This window comes from Streptomyces sp. NPDC101227, from assembly GCF_044767545.1.
Taxonomy (GTDB): domain Bacteria; phylum Actinomycetota; class Actinomycetes; order Streptomycetales; family Streptomycetaceae; genus Streptomyces.
This window is the reverse complement of record NZ_JBIWOD010000004.1, coordinates 292206-304494: the sequence shown is the minus strand read 5'-3', so window position 1 is coordinate 304494 and position 12289 is coordinate 292206. Positions and strand designations below refer to the sequence as shown.

10 protein-coding genes are annotated in these 12289 nt (G+C 71.4%); 1 reads left to right on the top strand and 9 read right to left on the bottom strand.

The window, feature by feature from the left end; translation table 11 throughout:
* Window positions 1-11: 11 nt before the first annotated feature.
* Complete coding sequence (locus ACIRPT_RS10950) at window positions 12-1163, bottom strand: lipid-transfer protein (protein ID WP_403825268.1); 1152 nt, start codon at window positions 1161-1163, stop codon at window positions 12-14.
* Between the two features lie 119 nt (window positions 1164-1282).
* Here ACIRPT_RS10950 and ACIRPT_RS10945 point away from each other — a divergent pair, with 119 nt between their 5' ends.
* On the top strand, window positions 1283-2917 hold the full coding sequence (locus ACIRPT_RS10945; RefSeq protein ID WP_403825265.1) for a FadD3 family acyl-CoA ligase: 1635 nt from the start codon (window positions 1283-1285) through the stop codon (window positions 2915-2917).
* A gap of 124 nt (window positions 2918-3041) precedes the next feature.
* Here the strand turns inward: ACIRPT_RS10945 and ACIRPT_RS10940 are convergent, their stop codons facing one another.
* The 8 genes from ACIRPT_RS10940 to ACIRPT_RS10905 all read right to left on the bottom strand — a co-directional run bounded on the left by ACIRPT_RS10940 (window position 3042) and on the right by ACIRPT_RS10905 (window position 12252).
* Window positions 3042-3947, bottom strand: a complete 906-nt coding sequence (locus ACIRPT_RS10940; protein ID WP_403825263.1) for a TIGR03619 family F420-dependent LLM class oxidoreductase — start codon at window positions 3945-3947, stop codon at window positions 3042-3044.
* Window positions 3948-4147: 200 nt separating this feature from the next.
* Window positions 4148-4741 carry a TIGR03086 family metal-binding protein gene (locus tag ACIRPT_RS10935; protein WP_403825260.1) on the bottom strand — a complete coding sequence of 198 codons (594 nt, stop codon included), beginning with the start codon at window positions 4739-4741 and terminating at the stop codon, window positions 4148-4150.
* Window positions 4742-5060: 319 nt separating this feature from the next.
* The gene (locus ACIRPT_RS10930; protein WP_403825258.1) at window positions 5061-6275 is read right to left on the bottom strand and encodes an erythromycin esterase family protein; all 1215 of its coding nucleotides are present in this window, start codon (window positions 6273-6275) and stop codon (window positions 5061-5063) included.
* 195 nt (window positions 6276-6470) lie between these two features.
* A complete protein-coding gene (locus tag ACIRPT_RS10925; RefSeq protein ID WP_403825255.1) occupies window positions 6471-6776 on the bottom strand; it encodes an immunity 53 family protein in 306 nt (101 codons plus the stop codon).
* 58 nt (window positions 6777-6834) lie between these two features.
* Window positions 6835-8418, bottom strand: coding sequence for a class I adenylate-forming enzyme family protein (locus tag ACIRPT_RS10920; protein WP_403825252.1), 1584 nt, complete (start codon window positions 8416-8418; stop codon window positions 6835-6837).
* Window positions 8419-8516: 98 nt separating this feature from the next.
* Window positions 8517-8696 carry a hypothetical protein gene (locus ACIRPT_RS10915; RefSeq protein ID WP_403825249.1) on the bottom strand — a complete coding sequence of 60 codons (180 nt, stop codon included), beginning with the start codon at window positions 8694-8696 and terminating at the stop codon, window positions 8517-8519.
* A 197-nt stretch (window positions 8697-8893) separates the two neighbouring features.
* Window positions 8894-9079, bottom strand: coding sequence for a hypothetical protein (locus tag ACIRPT_RS10910; protein WP_403505421.1), 186 nt, complete (start codon window positions 9077-9079; stop codon window positions 8894-8896).
* 230 nt (window positions 9080-9309) lie between these two features.
* Window positions 9310-12252: a BTAD domain-containing putative transcriptional regulator gene (locus tag ACIRPT_RS10905; RefSeq protein ID WP_403825246.1), complete on the bottom strand. Its 2943-nt coding sequence runs from the start codon at window positions 12250-12252 to the stop codon at window positions 9310-9312.
* Window positions 12253-12289 lie beyond the last annotated feature (37 nt).

Sequence of the window (12289 nt, the reverse complement as noted above, 5' to 3'; positions counted from 1 at the left end):
CTCATTGGCCGTCAACTCCTCAGCAGCAGGGCCGAAGTGGGGACTCCCTCGCCCGCGGTGACCAGACAGGTGGCGGCGTCCGGGACCTGCGCGGTGCTGGTGCCGCGCAGCTGCTTGACGCCTTCGTTGATGAGGTTGAAACCGTGTACGTACGCCTCGGAGAGACCGCCGCCGCCGGTGTTGAGGGGGAGCCGGCCGCCGATCTCCAGCGCGCCGCCCTCGGTGAAGGCCGCGCCTTCGCCGCGCCCGCAGAAGCCGTAGCCCTCCAGCGAGAGGGGAATCAGGGGGGTGAACGCGTCATAGATCTGTGCCACGTCGACGTCCTGCGGTCCGAGGTCCGCGCCCTTCCACAGGTGGCGGGCGGCGGTCCAGGCGGGCCCGGTGAGCGGGTCGTCGTTCCAGTAGTTGACCATGCCGTGGTGCTGCGCGGGCAGGCCCTGCGCGGTGGAGTGCACATACACGGGCCGCTGCCGGCAGTCGCGGGCCCGCTCGGCGGAGACCACGACGCAGGCCAGCGCGCCGTCCGTCTCCAGGCAGTTGTCGAAGAGGCAGAGCGGTTCGCTGATCCAGCGTGCGGTCATATACATCTCGCGGGTCAGCGGGCGGTCGTACATGATCGCGGCCGGGTTCTGGTTGGCCCGGTTGCGGCAGGCGAGAGCGACGTTGAAGAGGTGATCGCGGGTGGCGCCGTACTCGTGCATGTAGCGGCGGGCCAGCATGCCGATCTCGTCGGCGGGGCGCAGCAGTCCGAAGGGACGGGTCCACTGTCCGGGGGTCGGCAGCTGGACCTGGGTGTTCTTCCAGGGCCGCGGTCCCGAACCGCGTTTGCGCGAGCGCCAGGCGACGCCGACGCTCGCCTGCCCGGTGGCGATGGCCGCGGCCAGATGGGCCACCGTTGCGCACGAACCCCCGCCGCCGTAGCCGACCTTGGAGAAGTGCGTGACGTCGCCCGCGCCGATCGCCTTGGCTATCTCGGCCTCGTCCGTCTCCTCCATGGTGTACGAGGCGAACGCGTCCACCTCCGAAGGCGCGATCCCGGCGTCGTCCAGCGCCGCGACGATCGCCCGGCAGGCCAACGTCTTTTCCGATTCCGGGAGTTGTTTGGCAAAAGGAGTCTGTCCGATGCCGGCTATCGCCGTAGCGTCCTTGAGGGTCGCCCCCATCGCCACCTCCGTGGTCGGCCGTCAGTGCTGACAGCCGAGGAGGCTACCGCTAATCTGACGGACAGTCAGCTATGAAGACATGCTCTTGTTCGGCCGGCTCTTTCGCGGGAGGCAGTGTGATGCGCGATGACCTGGAACTGCGGGCGGACCTGGAGTACGGCTCCATCCCCCGGCTGGTGCGCGTGGCCGCGGAGCGGTACGGCCCCCAGGAGGCCGTGGTCGACGGCCGCACCCGGCTCTCGTACACCGAGCTGGGCGAGCGGGTGACGCGGGCCGCCGCCGCCTGTATCGCCTCCGGCGTCGCGCCCGGCGACCGCGTCGCCGTCTGGGCTCCCAACACCCTCGACTGGATCGTCTCCGCCCTCGGCGCGGTGACGGCCGGCGCCGTGCTCGTCCCCGTCAACACCCGCTTCAAGGGCGCCGAGACCGCCTATGTCCTGCGCCGCACCCGCGCCAGACTCCTCTTCATCACCGGCACCTTCCTCGGCACCTCCTACGTCGCCTCGCTCCGCCGCGCCGCCCAGGAAGGCACCGGCTCCGGACCGCTCCCCGGTCTGCCGCACCTGGAAAAGGTCGTGGTCCTGTCGGACGACGCCCCCGCCGACTTCACCACCTGGAAGGACTTCCTCGCCGCCGGCGCCTCCGTCGACGCCGCGACGGTTGCCACCCGCGCCGACGGCCTCCGCCCGGACGCCCCCTCCGACATCGTCTTCACCTCGGGCACCACCGGCCACCCCAAGGGTGCGGTCATCACCCACGCCCAGACCCTGCGCGCCTACGCCGTCTGGAGCGAACTCGCCGGCCTCGAACAGGGCGACCGCTATCTGATCGTCAACCCCTTCTTCCACACCTTCGGCTACAAGGCCGGCATCATCGCCTGCCTGCTGCGCGGCGCGACGATGGTCCCCCAGCCGGTCTTCAGTGTGGAGACCGCCCTCGCCAACATCGCCGCCGAGCGGATCTCCGTACTCCCCGGCCCGCCCACCCTGCATCAGCAGATCCTCGATCACCCCTCCCGCGGCCTGCACGATCTCTCCGCGCTTCGCCTCGTCGTCACGGGCGCGGCGGTCGTCCCCCTGGAGCTCGTCGAGCGGCTGCGCAGCGAGTTGAAGATCTCCACCGTCCTGACCGCATACGGCCTTTCGGAGAGCTCCGGCATCGTCACGATGTGCCGCCGCGGCGACCCGCCCGACGTCATCGCCTCGACCTCGGGCCGCGCCCTACCCGGCACCGAGATCCGCGTCGTCGACGCGGCGGGCCGCCCGCTGCCGTCCGGCGAGCCCGGCGAGGTCCTGGTCCGCGGCTACCACGTCATGTCCGGCTACTTCGAGGACCCGGCCGGCACGGCTCGCGCCCTCACCCCCGACGGCTGGCTGCGCACCGGCGATGTCGGCATCCTCGACGCCGACGGCAACCTCCGTATCACCGACCGCATCAAGGACATGTTCATCGTCGGCGGTTTCAACGCCTATCCCGCCGAAATAGAGCAACTCCTGGGCCGCCACCCGGACATCGCCGACATCGCCGTCATCGGCGTCCCCGACCCCCGCCTGGGCGAGGTCGGCAAGGCCTACGCGGTACGCCGGCCCGGCTCGTCCCTCACCGCCGATGACCTCATCGCCTGGTCGCGCCGGGAGATGGCCAATTACAAGGTGCCGCGCGAGGTCGCGTTCGTCGCGGAACTGCCGCGCAATGCGAGCGGGAAGGTGATCAAGCGGCGACTGCGGGAGGGGGACGGCGCGGCGGCCGGGTGAGAGGGCGGGTCGGGGGTTCCGGTACCCGGGGGTCCGCGCGGCCGGGCGGTGCGATCGGGCACGCCCCCGGGACGCGGGGATGCCCGGGACCGCGGGGGCGCGTGCCCGCGTCACGCCCTCGGGGCTACCGCGCCCCCGTCACCCGGCCGTCGACCACCCCCACCCCCTCCGCCAACGCCCGCATCCGTTCCCCGAACCCGTCCTCCACCGGCCCGAACCACACCGCCAGATCCTCGGCGCCCGCGGCCTCCCAGGCCGCCACCTCGGCCCGTATGTCCGCGAGCGGGCGGTCCCCCGACGACCACTCGGTACGGCTCCCCGCCGCGACACGCGGCGCGCCCGGGACGCCGGAGCCCGCGGACCTGCCTGCGATGTCCTTGCGCCGCGCCGCGAACTCCTGCGGCGACAACCCCACCGCCTGCCAGTACCCGCCGAACTCCGCCGCCCGCCGCAGCGCCGCGTCCGAATTCCCGCCGATCAGGAACGGCACCGGCTCCTCGGGTACGGGCTCGAACACCGCGCGCTCGTCGAACGCCACGAACCCGTCCTCGTACGGCCCGCCGAGCCCCGAGTGCAGCCGCCGGATCAGCCGCAGCGCGGCGTCCGTCCGGGCACCCCGCGTCCCGAAGTCCACGCCCGCCGCCTCGAACTCGTACCGCTGCCACCCGACGCCGACGCCCAGCACGAACCGCCCGCCGCTGAGCCGCGCCAGGGTCGCCGTCTGCCGGGCGAGGGTCAGCGGATCGCGAAGCGGGGCGATGAGCACCGACGTGCCGAGGGTGATCCGTTCCGTGACCGCCGCGATATAGCTGAGCGTGGTCAGGGCCTCGTACACCCCGCCGTACCCCGGCAGCGGCGTCCCGTACGGGCCCGGCGGCAGCACATGATCCGGCAGCCAGACCCCGGCGTACCCCAGCTCCTCCGCCTCCCGCGCCAGGTCCGCGACGGTCCGGACATCCATCGCCGCGGACTCGTCCGGCAGGACGACATGCAGCCGCATCCGTGCGCCCGCTCCCTCGGTCTCCGTCATGATCCCTCCCCTTTCTCCCCTGGGCCTGGGCGCCGCCTTCCCGCGGCACACGGCCGAGACGCCGCCCCGGGCCACTTCTGCGTGACCCGTCGCTTCGGGGCGGCACTTCGCCAGGGCATTCCTACGGCCTCACACCGGTGTGAGGGTCAAGCGCCGCGGGGGAGGGATGGCGGCAGGAACAGAGGGGCGGGGAACGGAAGCTACTTCGCCGGCGTCCAGTCCGGCCGGCGGCCGCTGAGGGCCACCACCCGTTCGAGCAGCGGAGCGTCGTCCCCCACCGGGGCGGGCGCGGCGAACATCGGCCCCGGCCCGCTCCCGGAATCCTCGGCCCAGGAGGTCAGCAGCGCGTACGAGACCCCCAGGCTCGCCGGGTCGGGCGCGTACTCCTGGCCCGTGGCGCGCGCCAGATCCCAGCCGTGCAGCACCAGTTCGTTCAGCGCGATCCGGCCCGCGATGGCGCCGGGGAGGGGGACGCCGCCCGCCTGGGTCTCGCCGGTCCAGGCCTCCGGGGCGCGCCAGGCCGCCGCCAGCTCTGTCAGGTTCCGGACCAGGTCGTCGCGCCAGCCGGGCGTCACATCCGGTACGGAGCTGGTCGGCGGCGTACTGGTCGTCGGCCCGAGGTCCTTGCGCGCCGCGTCCCTGAAGGCCCCGGCCAGCCCGACGAGATGCCCCAGCAGATGGCGTACGGCGTACTCCTCGCAGGGCGTGGGGGCGTCCAGCTGTTCCTCCGCGGTGTGCTCCGCCAGCCGCGCCACCAGCTGCGTCTGCGCGTCGAAGTCGATCGTCTCGGTCATGGTCCGGTCCTTCCGTGCTGCCGTCGTGTCGGGGGAGCCGCCCCCTCCAGTGAAGACTCCTCCGGGCGCCGGAAGTCATCGCCACACCGCCGATTGCCCCGCCTGGTGGCCCTCGGACGGCCGCTCGTATCGCCTGCCGGCCGTGCTTGTCGGCTGTCCCCGCCGGCCCGATGGCCGTGTCCGGGCACGCCGACGGGGAGGGGTGAGGCACGAAACCTGCACGTGCGGTTCCATGCCTCCTGCCGACCTCAGCGGGCCGACCGTCCGCATCACACGCGACCCGATCGGTCGTCTCGTGCGTCAGGTGGGTGGGAGCCGCTCATGGCAACCATCGCACCGGGGACGCCTGGCGGATGTGGATGAGCACATCGAATGCGTCGGCAAGGCGAGTGACGGCGATGTATTCGGCGGCATCACGGGACGGGTCGTAGACCCCGCTGATCACGCGGGCCTTTGCGGGACCGTCCCATCGGCGGCGTACGTCGTCGAGGCGCAGGTCCAGCCAGTGGGCGGCCGGATCCGCCTCGCCCAGCATCGCGTCGATCAGATCTCCGGCCGGCTCCGGGACGGTGACGACACCGAGGTCTCCGTGATGGAAACCGATGGCCACGGAGACGTACCGGGTGCCGTATTGATCGCGCAGCAGGCTGCCGACGCTCGGTTGCGGACCGCGCTCGGGCGCCAGCCCCATGGTCACCGAGGCCGCCGAGGTGTGAGCAATCCCGTCCCAGTAGACCACGCGCAGGCCCGTCCGACGCTGGTGGTCACTGATGGCATCGGCCCAAACCGCGGCATCGCCGGCGTAGTTGCCGCGCCCCGCGACACTGCGTTCATGGAAGTCCACGATCAGACGCATGCGCGCCAGGATGCCGTCGGCATGGCCGACACCGGGCAACGATCGGATGAGCGCGAGCGCATCGCGGGCATGGTCGACGAACGGGCGCCCCGGGTGCATCCCCCGAGCGCGCTGCACGTGCTCCTCGGTGTGGTGAGCGGACCGGATCGGCTCCAGGTGGGAAGCCACCTCCGCCCACTGTTCCGGGGCCGATTCACGTACGTGATTCAGGACGGCGTCGTAGTCCCCGGGCTGTGCCTGTACGGGTTTCACACCGAAGATCCGGATGGGGTCGTGGGGGTGGTCCTGGTTGAACGCCCGTATCCACTCCAGCGTCGCCGCCATCTCGGCGGTGCGCCAGGGGCGCCAGGCGGCATCGAGGGCGGATTCGGCCGAGCCCTCGCCGGCGTGCACGTACCTGTCGAGGTCGGCGGCGATGCCGGCGCTGTCCTGGATGGCCAGTGCCCGGAACCCGTGGTGCTGGACGAGCCGGCGGAAGAGTTGTTCTCGTACCCCGAAGGTCTCCCGGGAGTATCGAGTGGACTCCCCGATGCCGATCACCGTTGCGGCGTCGGCAATCTTCTCGGCAAGCGCATCAAGCGTGGCGTCGGACAGCGGGACGGCATTGGCCTGCCGAGGATCGGACGACCCCATACGTGAGGGAAGGGAGCCCTGCGGAGCGGTGGTGTCATGCGTCATGCCCCCAGGCTCTTACCTGAAGTGCACTTGAGGTCAAGGAGCCCGGTCAACTGACCACCTGAAGCACCAACTGGCCGAGCGGCGGGCTCAGTCACCACGAGAACGAGGGTGTCCGGGATCGTTGCCTGACGAACAGCCTGCACACCCTCCCAACGGCCCTTGGCCACTAGCCACAGACCCCTTGGAATTGAGCATCTAGGCGTCCGCGGTCGCCCAGTTACGGAACAGCGTGAGGGCCTCGGCGAGGTTTCCGAGGCCGCACGCGGCGTGGAAGGTGTTCTCGGCGGTCCAGGCCCGGACCCAGTCCCGCGGGCTGCGGTGGACGTCCCGGCGGGGAAACTCGCGCCCTTCCATTTCCGTCTTCTCCAGGTCGATCTCGATGCTCCAGCCCGGGTTGTCGAGCGTGGCAATCTTCACGGCCCCCTCGTGCTCCCAGTCGCCGTCGCACTGCTGCGCGTACCAGTTCTGCAGCCAGCCGAGGAGAGGTTCCGAATCGCTCATGACACGGATGGTAGGCGGGTCGTGCGCCAAGCCCGGGCACGACCGCTTCCCCGGCTCCTCAGAGGGCGCCGGCGTAGCGCTCCCGCAGCGCCGACTTGAGCACCTTGTTCAGCGGGCCCCCGCGCGGCAGTTCAGCCGTGATCTCCAGCTGCTCCGGCAGCTTCTGCGTCATCAGCCCGGCGGCCCGCAGATGAGCGGTCAGGTCGGAAAGCGTCAGCGGGGCGGGAGCCGGCCCGGCGGCGGAATCGGGGGAGTGCTCCGCAAGCGCGACGACCGCGCACACCCGCTCGCCCCGCCGGCGGTCCGGCAGCCCGATGACCGCGACGTCGGCCACCGCAGGATGCGTCCGCACCAGGTCCTCGATCTCCTGGGCGGAGATGTTCTCGCCCTTGCGGATGATGATGTCCTTGAGCCGCCCGGTGAGGACGAGATGCCCGTCGGGCCGCAGATGCCCCAGGTCGCCGGTGTGGAAGTAGCCGTCCTCGTCGAACGCCTCCGCCGTCAGCGCGGGATCGGTGTACCGCCGGAAGAGCATCGTCCCCTTGAGCGTGACCTCCCCCGACTCCCCGCTCCCGGCCTCGCTCCCGTCCGCCCGCACGATCCGCACCTCGGCGCCCGTCACGGGTCGGCCCGCCGTCCGCGCCAGCTGCTCATCGCTGTCGTACGGCGTCCCCATCGCGATCATCGGGCACTCCGTCATCCCGTACCCGTGCACGATCGCGCAGTCCAGCTCGCGCCCGGCCGCCGCGTACAGCTCCGGTGACATGGGTGCCCCGCCGCCGGACAGCAGCCGCAGCGACGGAATCAGCCGCTCAGCGTCCGGCGACTGTCCCCGGTACCGCCGCGACTCGTCCAGGAAGGCCTGATAGAAGGCGGTGCTGCCGCCCGCCATGGTCACCCCGAGCCGTCGGTAGACCGCGGCCGCCCGTCCCGGCTCGAAGGTCTCCAGCATCACCGCGGGGAAGCCGCTGACCAGCATTGCGATGACGTAGTCCGGCCCGGCGATATGCGCGAACGGGAACGCGATCGAGCCGATGTCGTCCGCCGACATCCCCAGCGCGGTGGCCAGCCCGACGCCGCCCGCGATCAGCGAGGCGTCCGTGTGCTCGACGCCCTTGGGGGACGCGGTCGTCCCGGAGGTGTAGTAGATCCAGGTGGTGCGTCCGTCATCGCCGTCGGGCGCGGCATCCGGCAGGTCCGCAGGATCGCCCACCGGCAGCCCGTCCGCCACCGAGATCACCTGGAGGCCGTCGCCGGCCAGCTTCCGCGCCATCGCTCCGTAGTCGAACCCCCGCCACACGCCGGGTACGAGCACGAACTCCGCGGCCGACTCGGCCAGGATGAACCCGACCTCCCGCTCTCGGAGCAGATGGATGACCGGTGTCTGTACGGCCCCGAGCCGCGCCAGCGCCAGTGACACCACCACGGTCTCCACCCGTGTCGGCAGCTGCCACACCACCCGCGTCCCGGCCCCGATACCGAGCCCCCGCAGCCCCGCGGCCACCCGCAGCGCCGTGTCCCGCACCTCGTCGAAGGTGACGCCGTGCCCGTCCTCGTCGAAGAACATGGTCCGCCCGGCCGAGGCCCGAGCCCGGTCGTCGACCAGGTCCCAGAGGTGGTGGATGCGGGTGGGGTCGAACATGTCGCCTCCTCGCGGCTCGCGGGTGGCGTGACTGTAGCAGCGAATCTGACGAGGCGTCAGTAGTGGTGCAGGCGCGCTGCCTCAGTGGCGGCGCCCGCTCACGGCTGGTGCCGGTCCAGGTCTCCGAGGGCCGCGGTGAGCGGCATGTGGCGGTCGATGGGAGCGACCTGCGCCGAGGAGCGCCTGGGTTGTGCAGCCGTTGCGGCAGGGACGGCGACGGTGCCGACGATCGCGACGGCCAGCGCGACAGAGGCTATGGCGTGTTTGGTGCGGTGCATGTCGTCTCCTCGGTGAAGGCGGATGAGTGGTGGTGGGAACAGTTCGGTCACGGCCATACAACCGTCCCGATCATGGACAGGAAAGCCACCGGGGAAGTTTGGCCGGATGCGGCGCGAACAAGCCGCAGGGGCCGGTTCCGATGGCTCCCCCTCCAAGCCATCGAAACCGGCCCCTGCGATCCCCCGGGTACAGCGCCTTAGTTCTTCGGGTCGCCAATGGGCATGTGCTTGTCCGCGGCGGCCACCGCAGGCGCGCTTCCCTCTGCGGTAGTGGGTTTGGTGGGCTTCTTCTTGGGGACGCCGGGCGCACCGATGGGCATGTGCTTGTCCATCGGCTTGATGATGTCGCGGTCGCTTGCCGGCGGTACCTGGTCGTTGCTCATGCTGATCAACTCCTGAGTGTGGGCGCTGTGGGAAGCCCGGCCGGCAACTCCCCCGTGGGTCGCCGGACGGGCGTTCCAGAGCCGCTCACCCTAGCGGTGGGGCCTGGCTGCCGAGCCGCTTGCCCCCCGAGGCGGCGGTTCGGCAATAGAGAGACTGGACTCCCGCGATGAACGATCGATAAACGCCGACGATTCGGGCTGTGGCCTGCGCAAACGTGGCGGCCGTTCGCTCAGGACACGTGCACCGGGCTGAGCAGGGCCTGCACTTGGCGGCTCTCGGGCGAGCCCAGCTGTTCATAGATGGGCAGGGCCTCCTGCCAACACACCCGCGCGCGGCCGGTGTGCCCGATGGAGTGGAGCGCGCGTCCCAGCAGCGTCAAGGTATCCGCGCGCCACCGCTCACCCCCGACGATACGGAGGGCCTTGAGTGCCTGCTCCGCGTGTTCGGCGGCTTGGGCCGGGTGGCCGTCACCGAGTTCGATCTCGCCCAGCCTGAGCAGCGTCATTCCTTCCCAGAATCCCTGGCGGTTCTCCTGGAAAATGACCAAGGCCTCGGACAGTTGCTGACGGGCGGCGTTGAGCCGTCCGGCACGTGTGAGGGCCAGCCCGAGCGAATACATGCCGTTGGCGAGGCGGCGGGTGGCGCCGAGCTTCCGGTAGATGCCGATGCCCTCCTGGGCGAGCTTGATGGCACTCTCGACGCGTCCCGTGCCCAGGTGGACGCGGGCCAGGTTGCAGAGCGCGCTGGCCTCGGACTGCTCGTTCCGGTCGTCGCGGAAGGCGGCGCGCGCCTGACTCAGATACAGCTCGGCGTCCTCGTAGCGCTGCTGGATGCCGGCGATGATGCCCCGGTCGTTGGGCGCGTTCGACGACGCGAACGCGTCCTCCGTCGCCAGCCCCAGCAGCATCGCCGACTGCGCGTGGGCGTCCGCCTCGTCGAGCCGGCCCGCCAGCGTGTGGACGTTCGTCAGTGATGTGTGCAACCGTGCCTCGGCGCGCTGGTCGCCCAGTTCGCGGGCGGCCGCCAACAGGCTCATATTGGCCTGCTCGTACTGGTGCGAGTCAGCGCTCGACTCTGCGAGGTCCAGTGTGAGCAGGAGCAGATCGACGGCCCGGCGAAGGGCCTGAGGCGTGGTGGACTGCTGGGCACAGGCGAGGAGGCAGCGGGCCTCCCCGAAGAGCCACTGCAGGGCCTCGGGGCGGTCGGTGAATTGCAGGCCCGGGTAGCCGGTGGGCTCCATGTGATCGACGAGGCGGTCACCGGGCCGTTCCAGCGCGTACATGCGGGCCGCCGTCGCCAGATAGAAGTCCAGCAGCCGCGACAGCGCGGCCTCGCGCTCGGATGAGGGCTCTTCGTCGCGTTCGGCGCAGTCGCGGGCGTAGAGGCGGACGAGGTCGTGGAAGCGGTAGCGGCCCGGGGCGGCGGACTCCAGGAGAGAGGCGTCCACGAGGGATTCGATGAGCTCCTCGGCCGACTCGATGTCCAGATCCAGTATCGCCGCGGCCGCCGCCAGCGAGATGTCCGGCCCGTCCGCCAGTCCCAGCAGCCGGAACGCCCGCGCCTGCTGCGGCTCCAGCTGGCCGTAACCCAGCTCGAAGGTCGCCTTGACGGCCAGGTCGCCGGCGCGCAGCTCGTCCAGGCGGCGGCGCTCGTCGGCGAGTTTGCGGGCCAGGATGGAGACGGTCCAGGTGCGGCGGGCGGCCAGCCGGGAGGCGGCGATGCGGATGGCCAGCGGGAGGAAGCCGCAGGCGCCGACGACGGCCATGGCGGCTTGGCGTTCGGAGTTGACGCGTTCCTCGCCGACGATGCGGGTGAAGAGGGCGAGTGCCTCCTCGGGGCTCATGACGTCGAGGTCGATGAGGTGTGCGCCGGCCAGGTCGATCATGCGGGCGCGGCTGGTGATGAGGGCGGCACAGCCTTCCGTACCGGGCAGCAGCGGCCGGACCTGTGCGGCGTCCCGCGCGTTGTCCAGGAGGGTCAGTATGCGCCGGCCCGCCAGCGTGGAGCGGTAAAGGGCGGAGCGCTCCGCCAGGCCGTCGGGGATGGAGGGGTCGGGGATGCCCAGGGAGCGCAGGAAGGCGCCCAGGACCGCCTCGGGCGAGGAGGGGGTGTGGCCGGCGCCCTGGAGGTCGACGTAGAGCTGCCCGTCGGGGAAGTGCTCGCGGGCGGCATGGGCGACATGCACGGCCAGCGTCGTCTTGCCGACACCTCCGATGCCGGTGAGCGCGGAGACGGCCATCACGCTGCCCTCGGCGGTGGCGAGCTGATCGCCGAGTTCGGCGACGAAGGCGGCGCGGCCGGTGAAGTCGGCGACGCTGGCGGGCAGTTGCTGGGGACGTACGGCGACCCGCCCGGTGGCGTCCCGGCCGTCGCTGATGACGGGCGGCGCGTCCAGGTCGGTGTCGGCGCGCAGGATGCGCTGCTGGAGCTCGGAGAGCGAGGCGCAGGGATCGACGCCCAGTTCGTCGTCCAGCAACTTGCGGGTGTCGGTGTAGACCGCCAGCGCCTCCGCCTGGCGTCCGCTGCGGTACAGCGCCAGCATCAGCAGTTCTCGTAGCCGTTCGCGCAGGGGGTGAGCGGCGGTGAGGGCGGTCAGTTCGGAGACGGCCTCGGCATGGCTGCCGAGTTCCAGGTCGAGTTCGAGCAGGGTCTCCATCAGGGACAGCCGCCACTCGTTGAGGCGGGTGCGCTGGGTCTCGGCGTACGGGCCCGGGAGGCCTGCCAGCGGTTCGCCATCCCACAGGTCCAGCGCCCGGTCGAGGAGTTCGCGGGCGCGGCTGAGGTCGCCGGCGGTCCTGGCCTTCTCGGCCTCGGCGGCGTACTGCTCGGCCTGATCGTGGTCGAGGTCGAGCGGCTGGCCGTCCGTCGACCGGATCGCGTACCCGCCGGACTCGCTGACCAGCGCATCGGCATCCGGGCCGAGCGCCTTGCGGAACCGGGAGGCATAGGTGCGCAGCGCGGCGAGCGCGGCGTGCGGCGGTTCGTCGCCCCACAGGGCATCGACCAGCTCGGCCGCGGTGGCGGTGCGGCCGCCGCGCAACAGCAGTGCGGCCAGCAACGCCCGTTGCTGCGGGGAGCCCGCCGCCAGCGCCGTCTCGCCACGCCAGGCCCGTACGGGACCGAGCACGGTGAAGCGGAGCCGCTCCTGCCCCTGCCCCGTACCGTCGTCCATCGTTTCCCCCTGCCCTGTCCCGGTCGTATACGCGCTG

Coding starts and splice junctions, on each gene's coding strand:
- ACIRPT_RS10910 (WP_403505421.1), bottom strand. CDS start 9,079: ATGAGCAACGACCAGGTACCGCCGGCAAGCGACCGCGACATCATCAAG.
- ACIRPT_RS10940 (WP_403825263.1), bottom strand. CDS start 3,947: ATGACGGAGACCGAGGGAGCGGGCGCACGGATGCGGCTGCATGTCGTC.
- ACIRPT_RS10930 (WP_403825258.1), bottom strand. CDS start 6,275: ATGACGCATGACACCACCGCTCCGCAGGGCTCCCTTCCCTCACGTATG.
- ACIRPT_RS10945 (WP_403825265.1), top strand. CDS start 1,283: ATGCGCGATGACCTGGAACTGCGGGCGGACCTGGAGTACGGCTCCATC.
- ACIRPT_RS10935 (WP_403825260.1), bottom strand. CDS start 4,741: ATGACCGAGACGATCGACTTCGACGCGCAGACGCAGCTGGTGGCGCGG.
- ACIRPT_RS10925 (WP_403825255.1), bottom strand. CDS start 6,776: ATGAGCGATTCGGAACCTCTCCTCGGCTGGCTGCAGAACTGGTACGCG.
- ACIRPT_RS10905 (WP_403825246.1), bottom strand. CDS start 12,252: ATGGACGACGGTACGGGGCAGGGGCAGGAGCGGCTCCGCTTCACCGTG.
- ACIRPT_RS10920 (WP_403825252.1), bottom strand. CDS start 8,418: ATGTTCGACCCCACCCGCATCCACCACCTCTGGGACCTGGTCGACGAC.
- ACIRPT_RS10950 (WP_403825268.1), bottom strand. CDS start 1,163: ATGGGGGCGACCCTCAAGGACGCTACGGCGATAGCCGGCATCGGACAG.
- ACIRPT_RS10915 (WP_403825249.1), bottom strand. CDS start 8,696: ATGCACCGCACCAAACACGCCATAGCCTCTGTCGCGCTGGCCGTCGCG.